An 18,794-nucleotide genomic window follows, 5' to 3' on the forward strand; every position below is an offset into this window, starting at 1 on the left:
ATATTCTTTTGAAGGAAGAGGCCTCTGCTCTTCTTTTCGCGGCTATTATACCATACCTTCAGCCGGAAAACGAATCTCCCCGCTTCCGCAGAAAGAAAATGAAACCAGAACAGCTTCACAGCCGTCTATGTATCGGAACTGCTTCACGCAGGCCCTCACAAACCGCTTCAAAACGGCATTTGTGAAAAGAAGGAGGTTAACCGCTTTGAAAAAAATGTGGATTGGATTGCTGGCGGCGGCCGTTGTATTGTGCACAATACCGAAAATCAGCCTGGCCGATGCCGCAGTCGGAGATGTCATCGTCACACTGGGGGCGGATCTGTCAAACGAAAACCGTCAGAAAGTGCTTGACGAATTAAATGTCCCTGATAACGCGACAAAAGTGACGGTCACGAATAAAGAAGAACATGAGTATCTGGGAAAATATATATCGAATGCCCAAATCGGCACAAGAGCCATCTCTTCATCATCCATCACGGTGGCAAAGAAAGGGTCCGGGCTTGACGTTAAGACCCATAATATCGATTCCATCACGGATGAAATGTACTTAAACGCCCTGATGACAGCAGGAGTGAAAGATGCGAAAGTATACGTGACGGCGCCGTTTGAGGTATCAGGCACCGCAGCATTAACGGGAATCATCAAGGCATATGAAGTCTCATCAGACAAAGCGATTTCAGAAGATGTAAAACAGGTCGCCAACCAAGAGCTTGTCACCACTTCAAATCTCGGGGATAAAATCGGGGATAAAAACGCCTCCGCGCTCATCGCAAACATTAAAGATGATTTCGCGAAAAACGGTGTGCCCGATACAAAAGAAGGAATCGAGAAAAAGGTCGATGATGCGGCTTCAAACCTTAACATTACACTGACTGACGCTCAAAAAGACCAGCTCGTTTCATTGTTTAATAAAATGAAAAATGCCAAGATTGATTGGGGCCAAGTCGGCAGCCAGCTTGACAAGGCAAAAGACAAAATCACGAAGTTCATTCAATCCGATGAAGGCAAAAGCTTTGTTCAAAAAGTCATTGATTTCTTCGCTTCGATTTGGAATGCGATCGTGTCTGTATTTACAGGAGACAGCGGATCAAGTTCTAACAGCTGAATGCAAAAAGAGACCGGACGCCATTGTTCCGGTCTCTTTTTTATTTATTGTTTGACCCCCGTCTTAAACGGCAGATCCAGTTTTACAATGTCTTCATAAGTTTCCCTTCTAATGACAAGATGCGCTTCGCCGTCTTCCACAAAAACGACGGCGGGACGCGGAATGCGGTTGTAGTTGTTAGCCATGCTGTATCCGTATGCTCCCGTGCAGAAAACGGCGAGAAGATCGCCTTCTTTCACTTCCGGAAGATCTATATCCCAAATGAGCATATCACCGCTTTCACAGCACTTACCCGCAATGGATACCGTTTTATCGTGGTGTTCTCCGATTCTGTTTGCCGATACGGCTTCATATTTCGCCTGATACAGCGCAGGACGGATATTATCGCTCATGCCCCCGTCAACCGCTGCATATTTACGGGTGCCGGGCACTTCTTTTTGCGAACCAATGGTATAAAGCGTCGTTCCGGCGTCTCCGACGAGCGAGCGTCCCGGTTCAATCCAGATCTCCGGAATGTCAAAAGCGTGCAGCGCTGCGTTTTCTTTTACCGCTTCGATAATTTTTTCCACATAAACGGCGGGATGAAGGGGTTCATCCTCCTCCGTGTAGCGGATGCCAAAGCCGCCCCCTAAATTCAGCACTTCAGAGACAAAGCCGAATGATTCTCTCCATTCATTCAGTTTTGCGAAGATTTTTTCTGCGGCCAGCACAAAGCCCGCCGTATCAAAAATTTGCGATCCGATGTGGCAGTGAACGCCGAGAAGGCGGATATGGTCTGACTGTAATACTTGTTCAATCGCCTTTTCTATTTGCCCGTTATGCAGATCAAAACCGAATTTGGAATCTTCCTGTCCCGTCGTAATATAATCATGCGTATGCGCCTCTACCCCCGGAGTGATTCGCAGAAGCACATCCATTGTGCGCCCTGATTTGCGGCACAGTTCCGCGAGTAAGGATATTTCATAAAAATTATCAACGACGATGCAGCCGATTTGATGATCGAGCGCCATTTTCAACTCTTCTTCGCTTTTGTTATTGCCGTGAAAATGAATCCTGTCAGCCGGAAAACCAGCCGCAACCGCCGTAAACAGCTCTCCGCCGGATACAACGTCCAATGAGAGCCCCTCCTGCTCAGCGAGCTGTATCATCGCAACAGAAGAAAACGCCTTGCTCGCGTACGCGACCTGCGCCTTTAAATCCGCGTCAATGAATGCCTGTTTAAAGCTTTTAGCGCGCTCACGTATTAAAGCCACATCGTAAACATAAAGAGGCGTGCCGTAATGCTCCGCTAAATACAGCGCGTCCACACCCCCGATTTCCAAATGACCTAGTTTGTTTTGTCTGCTTGTGCCATGTAAGAACAATGCTCATTCCCTCTTTCTGATCCGCATATGGGTGAAAAGGACAGCTTCTTTTGAGCTGTCCTTATACAAGTCCCGTATAAGTTAAGACATACAATATCATAATCTTCTGTCGGTTTCAATGCGATTATGAACCGCTTGGCTGTCTTTGACGGTCTTTCGGGTGAACAATGCTCGGCCTGACTTTGGCTCCCGGCACTGTCGTCCGGACGAGCACCTGCCACAGCGCCTTGCCGTTAAACGGTAAAAACGGCCATAAATACGGCGTGTGAAACGAGCGGATATTCGCCATTATGATCAGCAGCAATGTAAAACCTATCACAAAGCCTTTCACTTGGAAAATGGCCACGAGCACCATTAAGATGAGGCGTATCATTTTATTGGCGAGGCTGAGCTCATAGCTCGGCGTGGTAAATGATCCGATGGCGGCGATCGATACGTACAGAATCACTTCTGCTGAAAACAGCCCCACCGCTATGGCGATTTGACCGATCAGCACCGCCGCAATCAGACCCATGGCGGTGGATAAAGCGGTCGGCGTATGGATCGCGGCCATCCTGAGAAACTCAATCCCCAAATCAGCCAAAAAGATTTGCAGAATGATCGGGATATGCGTATTTTTATTTAAACCGATAAAATCCAATCTTTCAGGCAGAAGAGACGGTTCAAGAACAAAGAGGAACCAGATCGGAAGCAGGACCGTTGAAGCGATAATACCGAAGAACCTGATCCATCTTAAAAATGTTCCCACTGAAGGCGCCTGCCTGTATTCTTCCGCATGCTGAACATGGTGAAAAATCGTTGTCGGCGTTATGATCACGCTCGGTGACGTATCAACGACGATGATGACGTGCCCTTCCAAAATGTGATTGGCGGCCACATCCGGCCGCTCCGTGTATCTGACCATCGGAAACGGATTGTAGCCTTGTTTGACGATGAATTCTTCCACCGTTTTATCAGCCATCGTCAATCCGTCAATGTCAATCGCATTCACTTCGTTTTCGACGATGCTGACAAGATCCGGATCCGCGATGTCCTCTATATACACAATGGCAAGATCGGTCTTAGAGCGCTCGCCGACTTTCGTAATTTTGACGCGGAGCCTTTCGTCCCTGATTCGTCTTCTGATCAATGCTGTATTAATGACGATATTTTCGATAAAACCGTCTCTTGCTCCGCGGACGACCTTTTCCGTATCCGGTTCTTCAGGTGTGCGTCCGGGGTAACTTCTGACGTCAACGATAAAGGCGAAGCCCGCGTCTTCAACGATAACGGCGACAAGTCCGGAAAGCACCTGATCCGTTACTTCGTCGAGCGTTTTGACTTTTTGGACCTGCTGATTGACAAGCCTGTTTTCAACAACGTCAATCGCTTCATCCGCATTCTCGTCATAATTATTGATGTCGACGAGCTGTTCCATTAAATGAACGATAAACAAAGTATCGGTTAATCCGTTGACAAAGTAAATCTGAACTTCCCGGTCTAATACTCGAACTTTGCGGACGCCGACATCATAGCTCGTTCCCATACCGACGCGGTCTTTAAAAAATTGTTCATTTTTTCTAGGATCCCGGTACACCTTGATCATGTTTTCCGGTTTTTCCGGCATGGCTTTCGCTCCTTTCTAAAATGAATTCGACCGCCTTCATCGTGATCGGCGAGCCTTTGGATATGTCATCTTTTCTCCCCATCTTTCCTATGTCGCCGATGCCCACAATGAGGGGAACGTCCAATTTATCCAGACAATACACCGTATCTCCGTTCATTCTGTGCTCGTCCATTTCTCTCATTCCGGTTTTATCGACGCCAAACTCCGTCACTTCTCCATCACGGTCAATGGAGACATCGACTTTCGTCCATTCAGCCTGATGGGTCTTAGAAGCGACCGCAATCACCCCCAGCACTTCAACGTCCTGATGTGAGGCGACATATTTCAGTGCCGTTTCGCCCGGACCTTCCCCTTGCAGGCCTGAATCGTCAAACATGACAAACACCGGGTCATTCGGCGCGGCTTTAATCAGCTGAACAAGTTCGGGCCCGCTTCTCGTTGACGGATTGCCCTTTGATTGGGAAATACACCGACCGCCTACTTTTTCCGCGGCATATTCAATTGTTTTGGCGGCGTATACGTCCCCGTCTGTCACAAGAATGACCTTCCGTTTCGTCATCAGGCATTATCCTTTCGGTTTAAAAATAACGGCTACAAGAAATGCGAATAAAATCGCTGAAGATATACCGGCGGAAGTAAGTTCAAAAATCCCCATGGCGATCCCGATAAATCCATGCTCGTGAGCTTGATGCATGGCGCCGTGCAATAAGCTGTGACCGAAGCTGACGATGGGAACCGTCGCGCCCGCACCCGCGAATTCGATAAATTTGTCATATATTCCGAACCCATCTAACAAGGCGCCGATGACGACAAAAGTTGTCATCACATGGGCGGGTGTCAGTTTAAAAATGTCAAGCAGCAGCTGACCGATAATGCATATGATTCCCCCGCAAACAAAAGCCAACAGATATTCCATTTATGATGCACCTCCCGCCCGCTCAAATACCACACCGTGCGCGATGGTCGGAATGGTTTCCTTCTGCTGGATCATTGTCGGACTTAAAAGCGCTCCTGTCGCGACAACGAGTACCCTGTTTAGAGTCCCTGCTTTTAATTGATTAAAAATATGTGTGTACGTAACAAGCGCAGAGCAGGCGCAGCCGCTTCCGCCCGCAAACACCTGCTGATCCGGCGTATAGATGAGAAGACCGCAGTCATCGTGTTTCGTTACCACGGGATAGCCTTCTTCTTTGAGCAAATCTTTCACGATCGGCGAGCCGACGCCTGAAAGGTCACCCGTTAAAATCAGATCATAATCATCCGCCGTGCGGTTTAAGTCCTGCAGGTGCTGTTTGATTGTGTCGGCGGCAGCGGGCGCCATGGCGGATCCCATATCGAACGGATCTGTTATTCCGAGGTCGCTTACTTTTCCCACTGTTGCGCTTGTAATCTTGATATCAGAAGGGTTTTGGCTGATGATGACCGCCCCGCCCCCCGTGACCGTTGAAGTGGCGGTATCCGGTTTTTGCCCGCCATACTCCGTCGGATTGCGGAATTGCCGTTCTGCCGTCGCGTTATGGCTGCTCGTGGCTGCGATCGCCCGGTTCGCAAAACCGCCGTCAATGAGCGCGGATGCGACGGCAATCGTTTCCATTGATGTCGAACAGGCGCCGAACAGACAGAGGAACGGAATTTTCAGATGTCTGGCGACGTAGTTGGCGGTCACATTTTGATTTAAAAGATCCCCCGCGAGTAACAAATCAATATCGCTCTTTTTCAAATTCTGTTTTTGCAAAGCGGAGTTGATGGCATCTTCCATTAACTGACGTTCCGCCATTTCCCAGTTTTTCTGATTGCAGTGCATTTCATCGTATGTCTTATCAAACAGCGAACCGAGCGGGCCGTCTTTTTCTTTCGGTCCGGCGGCCGTCCCCGCCGAATTTACAAATAACGGGTTTTCAAATACCCAGGTTTGCTTTCCGGTCAATTTCATTTTTTCTCCTCCTACGAAAACAGTTTTTCACAAGCAAACCGTATCAGACCTACGATATAGGCTGCCACGACGCCGAATACAATGACGTTTCCCGCCAATTTAAACATGTTTGTCGCTACCCCGAGCACGAGTCCTTCACTTCTGTGTTCCAGAGCGGCGCTTGTCATACTGTTTGCAAAACCCGTCACCGGCACGGCTGAACCCGCTCCGGCAAACTGCCCGAGTCTGTCATAAATACCGAATCCGGTCAAAAGGGCGGAAATTAAAATAAGAGTGGCGGACGTCGGGTTGCCCGCTGTTTTTTCATTAAAATTAAAAAAGTGGATGTAAAAGTCTTGAAGAGCCTGCCCGATCAGACAGATCAAACCGCCGATCAGAAAGGCTTTGACGCAATTCCAAACATATGGCGGTTTCGGCTGATAGTCTTTCACTTTTGTTTTGTAATTTTCTTTTAAGTTTGTCACATCGGTTCCTCCTTATGAATGATGGATAAAATACAGCCAATGAAATAAAGAGCCGGCTATTTTGCCGAACACAATGGCCATCAGCAATATGATGATTTTGCTGCCGAAGCCGATCCGTTTGGCAAGAATGGGAAGCACATTCAGCACTTCTGTAAGCGCGGCGGCCAGCATGCCGACAAACATGCCGGCCAAAAGCCCGACCGGAACGGCCAGCCATTCAGATAAAAAAAAATGATTCATATTTAAGGTTTCCCAGCCGCCGAACACAGCTCCTGAAATAACAGCTCCTTCGTAGGCCTGTACAAAGCGCATTGTTTTTGTCAGCTGCATAAGGCGGGGGACGATTCCCATAACGGTTAAAAAAGCCACAAAGCCCGCTCCCACGGTCAGCCCTCCGCCAAGCCCGACAAACATAACGAAAAGAATGCTAACGATCATGCAGATCTTTCATCGTCTCTTCATTTTCGTGCATTGCGACATAATGATCGAGATCAAGCTGATAATTAAACATCTCGACTTCCAGCGGGCTTGGCTCTTCATTCAGGCGTTTTTTGAAGATGTGATTAAAAAAGACGATCATACCGAGACCGAGGCCGATGCTGTACGGAATCTGAAGCAGATACGGGTATTCATTCCGTTCGCCCGTTATGATTTCATATAAGGCGATATGAACTTCTCTCATACTGACATCTTCATGAAAATTCATAATGGCAAGACATGAACCGATAAAAAGCAGGAGCCAGACACCGACGAACAAAACGGCTGACAGCTGCTTTTTCTGGTAATGGATTTCCACTATCGTTTCAGCGCCGCCGACGGTCTGGACATCAAGCGCGGGAAAAGCGGTATGAATGGTTTTCAGCACTTTTATGATGTCCAGCACGACGATATTTTTGTCTTTTTTCGTGACCTTATACAGCGGCAGTGCCGACAGTTTTTTTTTCAGCTTTTGCTGTCCCGCGATCTGCGCGGCGTCGCCGATTGTGATGATATCTCCGGTATGAGCCTTCACGCGGTGGCGAAGTCTGAGAAATATTCGTCTTTCCATCTTGCATCACCATCTTTCGGGTGGTTATATATGTAGTATGCGGTTCACTTTTGTTCTCATTCATCAGCGGCAAAAGACCATAAATTACCACCTATGCACAAATAAAAAAAGCCGGCCCGTAAAAGGTCAGCTTTCCGTATGATCCATCTGCACTTTAATCTGCTTTAATATTTTTTTCTCCAGCCTCGATACCTGGACTTGGGAAATCCCGAGCCGTTCGGCTACTTCCGACTGTGTCTGATCTTTATAATATCTCAGATAGACAATGAGTTTTTCCCGTTCTTCCAAATCACTGATCGCTTCCTTGAGGGCGATTTTGTCAAACCACTTCTCTTCTGAATGATCGGCGATCTGATCAAGCAGGGTGATCGGGTCTCCGTCATTTTCATACACGGTCTCATGAATGGATGAAGGCGCCCGCACCGCTTCCTGCGCAAGCACCACATCCTCCGCATCAATTTCTAAATGGTCCGCGATTTCCTGGACGGTCGGCACTCTTCCGTATGTTTTTGACAGTTCATCTTTCGCCCGGCGTATTTTATTGCCGAGCTCTTTTAAAGATCTTGAAACTTTGACGGTTCCGTCATCGCGGATGAAGCGCTGGATTTCTCCGATAATCATCGGCACGGCATAAGTTGAAAAACGGACATCATAGGACAAATCGAATTTATCAACGGATTTTAACAATCCGATACAGCCGATCTGAAACAGATCATCCGGCTCATAGCCTCTGTTTAAGAACCTTTGAACGACGGACCACACAAGACGCATGTTTTTTTCTATGAGGAGGTCTCTTGCCTGCTGGTCGCCCTCTTGGCTCTTTTTGATTAATTCTTTGACTTCATGGTCCTTGAGCTGTGCGTTTTTGCTGTTTTTCTTAACCTCCACATCCATAACAAATCTCCTTAATTACAAAGCGCTTTGCTTTTTGATAGGTGTTTTGTTAAGCGTATCGTCGTTCCCATCTCCGGCGAGGAATCAATCGTGACATCATCCATGAAGTTTTCCATAATGGTAAAGCCCATTCCGGAGCGCTCAAGCTCGGGTTTTGTCGTAAAGAGCGGCTGGCGCGCTTCCTCAAGATCCGTGATCCCGAGGCCTTCGTCACGTATGGTCAGATAGACGACATGATCCTCCAGCGTAACGGAGATGTACACCTTTCCGTCGCAGTTTTCTTCATAGCCGTGGATGATCGCGTTTGTTACCGCTTCTGATACGACGGTCTTGATTTCCGTCAGCTCATCCATCGTCGGGTCGAGCTGTGCGATAAAAGAAGCAACTGTTACGCGCGCAAACGATTCGTTCTGACTGAGGGCTGAAAATTCAAGATGCATCTCGTTTTTCATGATGCCACCCCCAACGTTAAAAGCGCTTTTTGTTCTGATTGTTCGAACCTGATGATTTTAAACAGGCCGGACATGTCAAACAGACGTCTCACCGCGGGCGAAATCGCACACACGACCATTTCTCCGCCGAGCTGTTTAATTTGTTTATAACGCCCTAAAATCACGCCGAGGCCGGAGCTGTCCATGAAGGTAAGATCTTCAAGGTTCAGCACGATGTGACGGATGCCGTCAGCCTCCAGCGATTCAGTAACCTTTTGTTTTAATGATTCTGCCGTATGATGATCGAGTTCACCTGTTAATCGAATACAAAGCACGGATTCTTTGACATGAAAGTCAATTCCAAGGCTCATGCTCATTCCTCCTTGATATGATCGGATAATGAGTGTTTCGATTTTCGGGAAAGCAATTCCTTCACTATGACAAAACTAGTGCCCGTTCGCCACGATTATTTAAATTTAGTCCAATCTCCCATCGTCCGCTTCAGAAAAGTGAGAAAACCCGCTTTTTCCATGTCGTCTTTTGCCGTGACCGGGCTTTCAACGAGCACCTTTCCGTCTTTTTTCAGAACGAGGCTGCCGAGCACCTCTCCTTTTTTAACCGGAGCCGTTACATTGCCGTTGATTTTCACTTCTTTTTTTACTTTGTCCATGTTCTCTCCCTTTTTGGCCAGAAGAGAAATCGGCTCAGATGTGGTCAGCTTGATCAGTTTCTGTTTTCCTTTTTTCACTTTTACCGTTCCGACGATTTGATCCCGTTTGTACAGCGGGTGTGTTTTGAACTGGCTGAAGGCGTAATCAAGCATTTTGGTCACTTGGGCATTTCTTTCTTTCGGAGTGCTGGCTCCGAAAACGACAGCAATGACCCTCATATTTCCTTTTTTAGCGGTGGCGGTTAAACAATACTTTGCTTCGCCTGTAAAGCCCGTCTTCACGCCGTCTACACCCGGATAAAATTTGATCAGCCGGTTTGTATTGACGAGCCAGAACTTTTTGTCTGTATTTTCTCTTAAATAATCCTCATACGTTCCTGTAAATTGAGTGATTTTATCATACTTTAATAATTCCTTCGCCATTTTCGCCATGTCATAAGCAGAGCTGTAATGGTCTTTTTCGGGCAGTCCCGTCGGGTTTTTGAAGGAGGTATCTTTCAATCCCAATTCTTTTGCTTTTTTGTTCATCCGGCTGACGAAATCCTCTTCTGAACCGGCGATATACTCCGCCATTGCGACAGATGCGTCATTTCCGGAAGCTATCGCAATTCCTTTGAGCATTTCTTTTACCGTCATTTCTTCTCCGGGTTCAAGGAAAATCTGTGATCCGCCCATGGACGCGGCATGTTCACTCGTCCTGACTTTATCGTTCATCTTTATTTTCCCTTTGTCAAGCGCTTCCATGATTAAAAGCATGGTCATGATTTTTGTCATGCTTGCCGGCGCCAGACGCTCCCGGCTGTTCTTGTTATAAAGAATGCTTCCCGTATCGCGTTCAATCAGCACGGCGCTTTTGGCTTCATGAGCGAGCTCCGATGTATGTTTTCCGTCCGGCTTTGCAAAAGCGGACGGTGCTGATGCCGTTAATAAAATGCCAATCAACAAAGTGGATATAAGACGTTTCATCTCCAAAGCCCTCCATTTCATAATCCTTTTTATTTTTTCCAAATCCGGTGGTTTTATACGCCTTATCTGGAAAATATTCCGTGTTGAGGGCACAAAAAAAACAGCTGCTTCCGAAGAAACAGCTGACTGATGCTGACTTATTTTTGAGAACGTGCGACTACGGCTTTTACAAGCTTCAAAAAGCCGCCTTTTACTTTTTCCGTCATTTCCATTACTTCTTCATGGGATAACGGCTGGTCAAGAATACCTGCCGCCGCGTTGGAAATGCATGAGATGCCGAGCACGCGCATCCCCGCGTGGTTGGCGACGATGACTTCCGGCACTGTCGACATGCCGACAGCGTCAGAACCCATCGTTCTTAAAAACCGAACTTCAGCAGGCGTTTCGTAAGACGGCCCCGTAACAGCTGTATACACCCCTTTTTGAACAGGAATGCCCAGCTCATCGGCCGTTTTTTCAGCCAAGCTTGACAGCTCTTTGTCATAGGCTTCTGACATGTCCGGGAATCTCGCTCCGAATTCAGCTTCGTTCGGCCCGATTAACGGGTTGGTGCCCGTAAAGTTGATGTGGTCTGTAATGATCATCAGATCGCCGGCGCGGAATTCAGTGTTGATACCGCCGGCTGCGTTCGTCACGACGAGAGATTCAACGCCGAGCGCCTTCATCACGCGGACGGGAAATGTGACCTGATCCATTGAGTAGCCTTCATAGTAATGAAAGCGGCCCTGCATCGCGATGACCTGCACGCCTTCAAGCGTTCCCATCACAAGCTGGCCGGCATGGCCTTCTACCGTTGAGACCGGAAAATCAGGGATCGTTTCATATGTAAGCTTGACAGCTCCTTCAATTTCATCGGCCAATACGCCGAGCCCTGACCCTAAAATCAGACCGATCTTTGGTGTTTCTTTCACGTGTTCTTTAATAAATGCAGCAGCACGTTCGATCTTTTGTTTCAAAAAAAGTCCCCCTACTGTAATCTTGATAAAAAGCTTTTTCCGTATTTCGGCTTTTCCGTTTTGAAATTATCCGCAATGGTTGCGCCGATATCGGCAAATGTATCCGCAAGCGGCAGCTGTTCAGTGTGTTTGTGCTTTTTGCTGTACACAAGAAGCGGCACATACTCCCGCGTGTGATCCGTGCCGTGATGGACAGGATCATTGCCGTGATCCGCAGTGATGATAAGCAGATCGTCTTCTTTCATTTTCTCAAACACTTCCGGAAGCCTCGCGTCGAATTCCTCGAGCGCTTTACCGTACCCTTCCGGATCGCGGCGGTGTCCGTACAGCGCGTCAAAATCAACGAGGTTGGCAAAGCTCAGACCCGTAAACTCTTCACCGAGCGTTTCAATCACTTTGTCCATGCCGTCCATATTAGATACCGTGCGGCGGGAAGATGTAATGCCTTCTCCGTCATAAATATCAGAAATTTTGCCGATGGAAATGACGTCTAATCCGCTGTCTTTCATTCCGTTCATTACCGTGCGGCCGAACGGTTTGAGCGCATAATCATGACGGTTCGGCGTGCGTTTGAAGCTGCCCGGTTCTCCGACGAACGGTCTTGCGATAATCCGGCCGACCATGTATTTCGGATCAAGCGTCAGTTCTCTGGCCGTTTCACAGATGCTGTACAGTTCGTCAAGCGGAACGACATCTTCGTGAGCCGCAATCTGCAGCACGGAATCTGCTGATGTATAAACGATCAGCGCACCCGTTTCCATATGTTCTTTTCCGAGCTCATCCAGAATCGCCGTGCCTGAAGCCGGCTTATTTCCGATGATTTTCCGTCCTGAACGCCGCTCAAGTTCCTGAAGAAGTTCATCCGGAAATCCTTCCGGGAACACTTTAAACGGTTTTTCAATGTAGAGGCCCATAATCTCCCAGTGCCCCGTCATCGTATCTTTCCCGTTTGACGCCTCCTGCATTTTTCCGTAGTACGCAAGAGGGTGCTCCGTTTTTTCCACGCCCTTAATGTCTCCGATCAGTCCGAGACCGAGCTGCGCCATATGGGGCATATGTAAGCCGTTCATGTGCTCTGCGATGTGTCCGAGCGTATTTGCGCCTATATCATTAAAATCGGCGGCGTCCGGCGCTTCACCGATTCCGACAGAATCCATTACGATCAAAAATACCCGGTTATATTTGTATTCAGACATCATAAAAGCCTCCTTTTCTTCCATCTGTCCATTGTAGCTTACAGAGGTCAGACAACTCAAGTATAAACCGTTTACATTCTTGCTGACAATGCCGATTCAAATAATTAGAACCTTCTCTGTATTCCGCCAATCCGGCAAAAAAGCCGCGGCCCCTCTGGCAGCGGCTCCTAAGCGCGCGGATGATACTGTTTGTACACGTCCTTCAGCCTTGTTTTCGTCACATGCGTATAAATTTGCGTGGTGGAAATATCGGCATGTCCGAGCATCTCCTGCACGGCGCGCAGATCCGCGCCGTTTTCGAGCAGGTGCGTTGCAAAAGAGTGCCGGAGCGTGTGCGGTGTCAGCTCTTTTTTAATCCCCGCTTCAAGTGCGATTTTTTTCAGGTTTTTCCAGAATCCCTGACGGCTGATCTGCCTGCCGTGATGATTCAGAAAAAGCGCTTCGGTTACGTTTTTCTTTAATAATTTCCCTCTGGCTTTTTCAATGTATGCTTCTATCGCATGAGAAGCGGCTTCACCAATCGGCACAATCCGCTCTTTCCGCCCTTTTCCGAAGCAGCGGACAAATCCCATCGTCAAATGGACGTCGGATAATTTCAGCTCGATCATCTCGCTGACCCTGATGCCGGTTGCGTACAGCAGTTCAAGCATGGCTTTATCCCTGAGACCGAACGGGCTGTCAAGCTTAGGCGTGTCCAATAACCGCTCAACTTCGTGAAGCGCCAATACTTTCGGAAGCGTCCGCTCTGTTTTTTGTGTTTCAATATGTACCGAAGGATCTTTATCCGCGGCTTTTTCCCTTAACAGAAATTGATGAAAAGACCGGATTGACGCCAAATGCCTCGCAGACGTCTTGCCGGATTTCCCGGAGTCCTTTATATGCTTTAAATATTGAATAATATGAAGACGGGTCACATCATTCCATGAAGTGATCTGAAGGCTTTCAGTTAAGAAGAGAGAATAACTTTTCAGATCACGCTCATAGGACATCATCGTATTTTGGGACAGCCCTCTTTCAACCCTCACATAATGGATGAAATCCTTAATTTGATCCTTCACTCTTGATCTACTCCCCGTTTTGGTAAAAAAAGATCAATCGGCCGAACCAGCCGTCTTTCTCCTCATGTTCCGTTTTGGCCACTTTGACGGCGGAGCCTTCCGGTTTATCGTACCGATGATAGTTTTCATACTCTGAATTCACCCATATCATAGCATAATAGAACAGCGCGGTAAAACCTGTGAACAGAATAAACACTTTGATCGTATCCGCGGCTGTTTTTAGGAATCTGCCCATCTTTCGATCGACCCTTTCTGTTGGCGGCTGTTAGTACACCTTATGCCAATTTCAAAGGCTTTTATACATAAAAACAGCAAAAAACCCTTTCCTGGCAGAAAAGGTTCGTAGGCTTTTACTCTGTTTCATCCCCGCGGCAGCGGTGGCAGATTCCGTGAAAAGTCAATCTATGATCTTTAATTTTAAATTTCCAATCACGTTCAATCACTTCTTCAACGTCTTCAAGCAGATCTTCTTCAATTTCATCGACGGCTCCGCACTCCATGCACACCAAATGGTGATGAAAGTGAGCCGCGCCTTCTTTGCGAAGGTCGTAGCGGGATACGCCGTCCCCGAAGTTAATTTTATCAACGACTTTTAGCTCTGTTAATAATTCTAATGTACGGTATACTGTAGCGAGACCAATTTCAGGAGATTTCTCTTTTACGAGGAGGTATACATCTTCTGCGCTTAAATGGTCTTCTTCGTTTTCAAGCAGCACTCTTACCGTTGCTTCCCGCTGTGGCGTAAGCTTGTAGCTTGACGAGTGCAGCTGCTTTTTAATTCGATCAATACGGTTTTCCATGTCTTTCCCTCCTACGCCGCATTCCATGACTCATTATAACAAAATACGCGCAGAGTTCCAACTATAATTATTATAAACTGATAAATAAAAGTATTATCTTGTGATAATCATTCTAAAATATGCGTGATGACAGCTTTTCCATAAACAGCGGAGACACGTATGCTTCGAGCAGCGAAGCGATAACCGAGAAGAAAACGATGAGAATCAGCACGAAGGCATAGCGTCCGAACCATTGGATCGGCGCGTCATGAAGGCTGCGTTTGACAAACAGCTGCCGGATCAGTTTCAGTGAAAAAGCGATGGAGCATGTCCCCATGACAAGATATGCCGGAATGAGAACGATGTTTTGCGGCAGAACCGAAATAAATGACAGGAAAAACCCGTTCATCCCCATCTGATTCACTAAAAAACCGACCGTGAAGCCGACGACGATTCCTTTTAAAAACACCATAATGAAAATAACCGGAAGACCGATCACGGAAATACCGAGGATCCACATCAGCCCCAAATATTTCACATCATGAAAGACGGCCTGCCAAAACATTTCTGAAGCGCCGGCATGTTTTCCGTCAGACAGCTGTCCGAAAAACTTGCTTAAATAGTAATACAGATCTTCTTTCTGCGTGATGGTCATGCTGTTGACGATGATCGCCCCGAAAATGACCCCCATCAAAAACAAGACGAACACAAATATATAAAGTGACAGATGATCCTTTACATGGCGAAAAAACAGTTCTTTGTACGATTGTTTTCTCATACCGCTTTCCTCCCGCTAATCTATTGACTTGATTTAGTAGATTGTATGAAAGAAAAGAGAAAACATGACAGAGAAATCATAGAAAGGCGCGAGATTCGGGCATAAAAAAAGAACCCCCGTCATCACTCCGGTGATCATAGGGGTCCCTTTTTTTATGCTTTATTCTTTCAAGCCTGTCTTTTTTGGTTTTCGTCACTCTTTCATGGGTGCTGAAAGACGGCGACGTCCCCCTTGACAAGACTGCGTCACGCATCCCGTTTCTTTTGAGATGCTCCCGCATTTTTTTCGTTTTGCTCTTCGCCATGTGCCAATCGCTCCTTTTTCCCTTTTCTTTATCATAACAAAAAAATCCAGATGTGTTCATGAATACGGCTCATGTTTCGACCGGTAAGCGCGCAGAGACGTTTTCGCAGATGAATAGCTCCCCATTGCGGCGTATCCGTAAAAAAAACCCATAAAAATCCCCGCATACACGTGTTCATGATGACCGAAAACGATAGACACAACATTTCCGGCAGCAAGGGCAATCGTGGGAACGAATATGCCTGGAACCCGGCAGAACACTTTGATCAGCTGTGTGACGCATAAGACGACCGGCACGCCGATCACAGCATCCCAAATATTTGTATGGATCAGCGGAAAATAATCCACATCGACACCTCTTTATTCCGTCTTTTGCTATCTGTTAGCCTGCCTAAGAATTCCGCTTCCTATTCATGATAAAAAAACAGCACCGGCACATGTCCGGTACTGTAAGAGTTGTTTATTTTCCTGCCGCGGCCCGTTCTACGGCTGCTGATACGGCTTGATGCACGTCCGCATCCAAAGGCTGAGGCACGAGATCGCCGTGTTTCGTGCAAGAGGCGATGGCTTCTGCGGCCGCCACAAGCATTTCATGGTCGATTTTCTTGCTTTTGGCGTTCAGCGCGCCGCGGAAAATCCCCGGGAAGCCGAGAACATTATTGACTGAACGGCCGTCAGCTGCATAAGCGGCTCCGGCTTGTAATGCCTCTTCCGGTTCAATCTCCGGCTTCGGATTAGATAAGGCCAAAATGACATGTCCTTTTCTGACATCCTCTTTTTTAATGAGACCCGGAACTCCTGTGGTGCTGATCACAATGTCACACGTGTCCATTAATTCTTTGATGCTTCCAAGCGGCTGACCTCCGTACTGAGCGAGGCGGTTCATTGCGTCTTCTGATTTGTCCGTTCCGCAGACCGCTTTGACTCCGTATGCCATAAACATGCGGCAGATGGCGACGCCTGCCGCGCCGAGACCGATCTGACCGACCTTCGCTTCTTTTAAATCAAGACCGGCGCTTTTACAAGCGGAAATGGCGGCGGCGAGCGTGACGACCGCCGTGCCGTGCTGGTCATCGTGCATAACCGGAATGTCCAGTTCTTCTTTAAGGCGGTCTTCAATGTCAAAGCAGTGAGGCGAACCGATATCTTCAAGCAGAATTCCGCTGAACCCCGGAGAAATATGTTTTACCGTGCGAATGATTTCTTCCGGATCAGAGGTATCGAGCAAAATCGGAATTCCGCTGATACCCGCCAGCTGGTCAAAAAGCGCGGCTTTCCCTTCCATTACGGGCATTCCGGCGACAGAGCCGATATTGCCGAGGCCGAGAATCGCCGTGCCGTCGGTGACAATGGCGACAGAATTGCTGATTGTCGTATAGATGGACGCTTTTTCTGGCTCGTTTTCAATCAGTCTGCACACATCGGCGACACCCGGCGTATAAACACGGCCAAGCTCAGCCAATGTCCGGATCGGCATTTTGCTTTTCATCTGAATTTTGCCGCCTTCATGAGCAGAGAGCACTTCATCTGAGACTGTATGAAGACGGATGCCTTCACCGAGAGCTTCAATGGCTTGAATGATTTCCTGCAGCTGCTCTTCGTTTTCAGCCTGCACCGTAATGTTGCGCATTGTGTAGTTCGGGCCGACTTTAACGGTTTCAACTTCCCCGATATCTCCGCCCATCACTCCGATGGCGGTTGCCACTTTTCCGAGATTTCCGGGAACAGTCGGCGTTTCAATCATTAACGTCCGAATCATATGCTTTGTAATCATGAAATGAACCTCCTAACCCAATTTTTGAGATTGCAAGGATTTTTCTTTCGTGTACCAAATGAATTTCCCCGTGTATCCGTACAATATTGCCAGTCCGATAGATACAAAACTGAGCCACATGAACGGCAGATAAGAAAATGTGGATACGCCGAGAATGCCGGCCATATAGATACCGTTATCAGACCACGGCACCATCCCTGAAGTAAGCGTGCCGCCCACCTCTGCGTTCCGGGATAAAACTCTTCTGTCAAGTTTCAGTTTATCATAACTGTTCTCCATGATTTTCGGCGTCAGAATCAATGACACGTACATCGCACAGCCGAAAATGTTTCCTAAAAGGGCGACGATCAATGTCGAAAGCGTTACATTTCCCGGTGTGGTCAGCTTTTTCTCAAAAGTTGAGACAATCACTTTTAATACGCCGAGCTTCTCAAGAATTCCTCCAAAACCAAGACCGAACAGGATAACGACTAACGTATCCAGCATACCGGTAATGCCTCCGCGGTTTAACAGGCCGTTTAAAAATTCGACGTCCGTTTTAATAGAAAAACCATTATAAGCAGTCGCGATGGCACTGGCAAAATTCATTCCCTGAAAGACGGAAGCCCAGATTGCGCCAAGCAAAGCACCGATGATAATAACGGGCATAGACGGCTTTTTCAAAATCAGAAGGACAACGACGACAACAGCCGGAATGAGCATCCATATATGAATGTCAAACGTTTTCTGCAATGAAGATTTTAAAAATTCCACTTTGTCGAGATCAATATTTTTTCCGCCGTATATAAATCCCGTTACGGTAAATAGAATGGCCGTAATAATATAGGACGGAATTGACAGATACATCATCGCTCTGACGTGTGACAGCACATCCACCTTAGAAAGCGTGGAGGCAAGCACCGTACTGTCAGACAGCGGTGAAAGCTTGTCTCCGAAGTAAGCGCCGGACAAAACGGCTCCCGCTACGATCGGAAGCGGTATACCCATTCCCTCTCCGATGGCAATCATGGCGATTCCCGCGGTTCCCACGGTTCCCCACGACGTTCCGGTCGCAACGGACATAACGGAACAAATAACCAGTGTAGCAAGCAGGAAAACATGAGGATTAATAAACTCTAAACCATAATAAATTAACGTCGGCACAACGCCGCCGGCAATCCATGTCCCGATGAGCGCACCGACCGAAACAAGAATCAACACCGCTTCAAGACCGTTTGATATCCCGGTGACAATCGAAGCCTGCAAGTCTTTATATGAATATCCCAGCCTGACTCCGAGAATAATAGCGAAAAACCAGGATATTAATAGAGCTAGCTGGATCGGCAAGTCTAAAAACACTGTGAACGATAAGACAAGTGCTAAAAACCCGAATAATAAGATAATAATTTCCAATAAATTCGGCAATCTGACCTCTTTCATAAGAAAATCCCCCTAGAAGAAAAAAGCTAAAACGCTTTCATCAAATGATA

Annotated in this window: 23 protein-coding genes; 1 reads left to right on the forward strand and 22 read right to left on the reverse strand. The window is 47.4% G+C overall.

The features are described from left to right. The first annotated feature begins 205 nt into the window (after nucleotides 1-205). Nucleotides 206-1,105 (forward strand): DUF1002 domain-containing protein, encoded by a 900-nt coding sequence (locus tag JNUCC22_RS10885; RefSeq protein ID WP_014418285.1) that lies wholly within the window; start codon nucleotides 206-208, stop codon nucleotides 1,103-1,105. Nucleotides 1,106-1,149: 44 nt separating this feature from the next. On the opposite strand, the gene lysA is transcribed toward JNUCC22_RS10885, so the two are convergent. The 22 genes from lysA to nhaC form a co-directional block, all read right to left on the reverse strand. After that, nucleotides 1,150-2,469: a diaminopimelate decarboxylase gene (gene lysA, locus JNUCC22_RS10890; RefSeq protein ID WP_012117893.1), complete on the reverse strand. Its 1,320-nt coding sequence runs from the start codon at nucleotides 2,467-2,469 to the stop codon at nucleotides 1,150-1,152. Nucleotides 2,470-2,593: 124 nt separating this feature from the next. Then, on the reverse strand, nucleotides 2,594-4,075 hold the full coding sequence (locus JNUCC22_RS10895; RefSeq protein WP_007612331.1) for a spore germination protein: 1,482 nt from the start codon (nucleotides 4,073-4,075) through the stop codon (nucleotides 2,594-2,596). Next, nucleotides 4,029-4,637: a stage V sporulation protein SpoVABEA gene (locus JNUCC22_RS10900; RefSeq protein WP_216062329.1), complete on the reverse strand. Its 609-nt coding sequence runs from the start codon at nucleotides 4,635-4,637 to the stop codon at nucleotides 4,029-4,031. Before JNUCC22_RS10900 ends, JNUCC22_RS10895 begins: the two co-directional genes overlap by 47 nt. Nucleotides 4,638-4,640: 3 nt before the next feature. Next, nucleotides 4,641-4,991 carry a stage V sporulation protein AE gene (gene spoVAE / locus JNUCC22_RS10905; RefSeq protein WP_007409415.1) on the reverse strand — a complete coding sequence of 117 codons (351 nt, stop codon included), beginning with the start codon at nucleotides 4,989-4,991 and terminating at the stop codon, nucleotides 4,641-4,643. Then, nucleotides 4,992-6,008, reverse strand: a complete 1,017-nt coding sequence (gene spoVAD / locus JNUCC22_RS10910) for a stage V sporulation protein AD (protein ID WP_216061713.1) — start codon at nucleotides 6,006-6,008, stop codon at nucleotides 4,992-4,994. It lies immediately after the preceding gene. A gap of 11 nt (nucleotides 6,009-6,019) precedes the next feature. Further along, entirely contained in the window at nucleotides 6,020-6,472 is a 453-nt protein-coding gene (spoVAC, locus tag JNUCC22_RS10915; protein WP_007612334.1) for a stage V sporulation protein AC, read from the reverse strand. Between the two features lie 12 nt (nucleotides 6,473-6,484). After that, nucleotides 6,485-6,910 carry a stage V sporulation protein AB gene (locus tag JNUCC22_RS10920; protein ID WP_014418289.1) on the reverse strand — a complete coding sequence of 142 codons (426 nt, stop codon included), beginning with the start codon at nucleotides 6,908-6,910 and terminating at the stop codon, nucleotides 6,485-6,487. Then, on the reverse strand, nucleotides 6,900-7,520 hold the full coding sequence (locus JNUCC22_RS10925) for a stage V sporulation protein AA (protein WP_007409412.1): 621 nt from the start codon (nucleotides 7,518-7,520) through the stop codon (nucleotides 6,900-6,902). The genes JNUCC22_RS10920 and JNUCC22_RS10925 overlap by 11 nt, the downstream gene beginning before the upstream one ends. A 126-nt stretch (nucleotides 7,521-7,646) precedes the next feature. Continuing rightward, nucleotides 7,647-8,414 (reverse strand): RNA polymerase sporulation sigma factor SigF, encoded by a 768-nt coding sequence (gene sigF, locus JNUCC22_RS10930; protein ID WP_003153348.1) that lies wholly within the window; start codon nucleotides 8,412-8,414, stop codon nucleotides 7,647-7,649. An 11-nt stretch (nucleotides 8,415-8,425) separates the two neighbouring features. Further along, nucleotides 8,426-8,866 (reverse strand): anti-sigma F factor, encoded by a 441-nt coding sequence (gene spoIIAB / locus JNUCC22_RS10935; protein ID WP_003153347.1) that lies wholly within the window; start codon nucleotides 8,864-8,866, stop codon nucleotides 8,426-8,428. Beyond that, a complete protein-coding gene (spoIIAA, locus tag JNUCC22_RS10940; RefSeq protein WP_007409411.1) occupies nucleotides 8,863-9,216 on the reverse strand; it encodes an anti-sigma F factor antagonist in 354 nt (117 codons plus the stop codon). Before spoIIAA ends, spoIIAB begins: the two co-directional genes overlap by 4 nt. Nucleotides 9,217-9,311: 95 nt before the next feature. Continuing rightward, a complete protein-coding gene (locus JNUCC22_RS10945) occupies nucleotides 9,312-10,481 on the reverse strand; it encodes a D-alanyl-D-alanine carboxypeptidase family protein (protein ID WP_216061714.1) in 1,170 nt (389 codons plus the stop codon). A gap of 137 nt (nucleotides 10,482-10,618) precedes the next feature. After that, entirely contained in the window at nucleotides 10,619-11,437 is an 819-nt protein-coding gene (locus JNUCC22_RS10950) for a purine-nucleoside phosphorylase (protein ID WP_003153340.1), read from the reverse strand. Between the two features lie 11 nt (nucleotides 11,438-11,448). Further along, nucleotides 11,449-12,633 (reverse strand): phosphopentomutase, encoded by a 1,185-nt coding sequence (deoB, locus tag JNUCC22_RS10955; protein ID WP_015240135.1) that lies wholly within the window; start codon nucleotides 12,631-12,633, stop codon nucleotides 11,449-11,451. A gap of 167 nt (nucleotides 12,634-12,800) precedes the next feature. Continuing rightward, nucleotides 12,801-13,691 carry a site-specific tyrosine recombinase XerD gene (xerD, locus tag JNUCC22_RS10960; RefSeq protein ID WP_007612347.1) on the reverse strand — a complete coding sequence of 297 codons (891 nt, stop codon included), beginning with the start codon at nucleotides 13,689-13,691 and terminating at the stop codon, nucleotides 12,801-12,803. 7 nt (nucleotides 13,692-13,698) lie between these two features. After that, nucleotides 13,699-13,926, reverse strand: a complete 228-nt coding sequence (locus JNUCC22_RS10965; protein WP_003153331.1) for a YqzK family protein — start codon at nucleotides 13,924-13,926, stop codon at nucleotides 13,699-13,701. Nucleotides 13,927-14,041: 115 nt separating this feature from the next. Then, a complete protein-coding gene (gene fur / locus JNUCC22_RS10970) occupies nucleotides 14,042-14,491 on the reverse strand; it encodes a ferric iron uptake transcriptional regulator (protein WP_003153330.1) in 450 nt (149 codons plus the stop codon). A gap of 112 nt (nucleotides 14,492-14,603) precedes the next feature. Then, nucleotides 14,604-15,248: a stage II sporulation protein M gene (spoIIM, locus tag JNUCC22_RS10975; protein ID WP_174737799.1), complete on the reverse strand. Its 645-nt coding sequence runs from the start codon at nucleotides 15,246-15,248 to the stop codon at nucleotides 14,604-14,606. 76 nt (nucleotides 15,249-15,324) lie between these two features. After that, on the reverse strand, nucleotides 15,325-15,552 hold the full coding sequence (locus JNUCC22_RS10980; RefSeq protein WP_216061715.1) for a hypothetical protein: 228 nt from the start codon (nucleotides 15,550-15,552) through the stop codon (nucleotides 15,325-15,327). A gap of 56 nt (nucleotides 15,553-15,608) precedes the next feature. Further along, nucleotides 15,609-15,899 carry a hypothetical protein gene (locus JNUCC22_RS10985; RefSeq protein WP_003153325.1) on the reverse strand — a complete coding sequence of 97 codons (291 nt, stop codon included), beginning with the start codon at nucleotides 15,897-15,899 and terminating at the stop codon, nucleotides 15,609-15,611. Between the two features lie 112 nt (nucleotides 15,900-16,011). After that, complete coding sequence (locus JNUCC22_RS10990) at nucleotides 16,012-17,325, reverse strand: NAD-dependent malic enzyme (RefSeq protein WP_007409402.1); 1,314 nt, start codon at nucleotides 17,323-17,325, stop codon at nucleotides 16,012-16,014. A 12-nt stretch (nucleotides 17,326-17,337) separates the two neighbouring features. After that, a complete protein-coding gene (gene nhaC / locus JNUCC22_RS10995) occupies nucleotides 17,338-18,744 on the reverse strand; it encodes a Na+/H+ antiporter NhaC (RefSeq protein WP_216061716.1) in 1,407 nt (468 codons plus the stop codon). Nucleotides 18,745-18,794 lie beyond the last annotated feature (50 nt).

Source organism: Bacillus sp. JNUCC-22 (assembly GCF_018861275.1).
GTDB classification, from domain to species: domain Bacteria; phylum Bacillota; class Bacilli; order Bacillales; family Bacillaceae; genus Bacillus; species Bacillus velezensis.

Excerpts from the sequence above, each read along its gene's own strand:
- spoIIAA (WP_007409411.1), bottom strand. The coding sequence starts at position 9,216 with ATGAGCCTTGGAATTGACTTTCATGTCAAAGAATCCGTGCTTTGTATT.
- JNUCC22_RS10945 (WP_216061714.1), bottom strand. The coding sequence starts at position 10,481 with ATGAAACGTCTTATATCCACTTTGTTGATTGGCATTTTATTAACGGCA.
- spoVAE (WP_007409415.1), bottom strand. The coding sequence starts at position 4,991 with ATGGAATATCTGTTGGCTTTTGTTTGCGGGGGAATCATATGCATTATC.
- spoIIM (WP_174737799.1), bottom strand. The coding sequence starts at position 15,248 with ATGAGAAAACAATCGTACAAAGAACTGTTTTTTCGCCATGTAAAGGAT.
- JNUCC22_RS10920 (WP_014418289.1), bottom strand. The coding sequence starts at position 6,910 with ATGATCGTTAGCATTCTTTTCGTTATGTTTGTCGGGCTTGGCGGAGGG.
- spoVAD (WP_216061713.1), bottom strand. The coding sequence starts at position 6,008 with ATGAAATTGACCGGAAAGCAAACCTGGGTATTTGAAAACCCGTTATTT.
- spoIIAB (WP_003153347.1), bottom strand. The coding sequence starts at position 8,866 with ATGAAAAACGAGATGCATCTTGAATTTTCAGCCCTCAGTCAGAACGAA.
- nhaC (WP_216061716.1), bottom strand. The coding sequence starts at position 18,744 with ATGAAAGAGGTCAGATTGCCGAATTTATTGGAAATTATTATCTTATTA.
- JNUCC22_RS10965 (WP_003153331.1), bottom strand. The coding sequence starts at position 13,926 with ATGGGCAGATTCCTAAAAACAGCCGCGGATACGATCAAAGTGTTTATT.
- fur (WP_003153330.1), bottom strand. The coding sequence starts at position 14,491 with ATGGAAAACCGTATTGATCGAATTAAAAAGCAGCTGCACTCGTCAAGC.
- JNUCC22_RS10895 (WP_007612331.1), bottom strand. The coding sequence starts at position 4,075 with ATGCCGGAAAAACCGGAAAACATGATCAAGGTGTACCGGGATCCTAGA.
- JNUCC22_RS10980 (WP_216061715.1), bottom strand. The coding sequence starts at position 15,552 with ATGGCGAAGAGCAAAACGAAAAAAATGCGGGAGCATCTCAAAAGAAAC.
- JNUCC22_RS10925 (WP_007409412.1), bottom strand. The coding sequence starts at position 7,520 with ATGGAAAGACGAATATTTCTCAGACTTCGCCACCGCGTGAAGGCTCAT.
- JNUCC22_RS10990 (WP_007409402.1), bottom strand. The coding sequence starts at position 17,325 with ATGATTACAAAGCATATGATTCGGACGTTAATGATTGAAACGCCGACT.
- deoB (WP_015240135.1), bottom strand. The coding sequence starts at position 12,633 with ATGTCTGAATACAAATATAACCGGGTATTTTTGATCGTAATGGATTCT.
- sigF (WP_003153348.1), bottom strand. The coding sequence starts at position 8,414 with ATGGATGTGGAGGTTAAGAAAAACAGCAAAAACGCACAGCTCAAGGAC.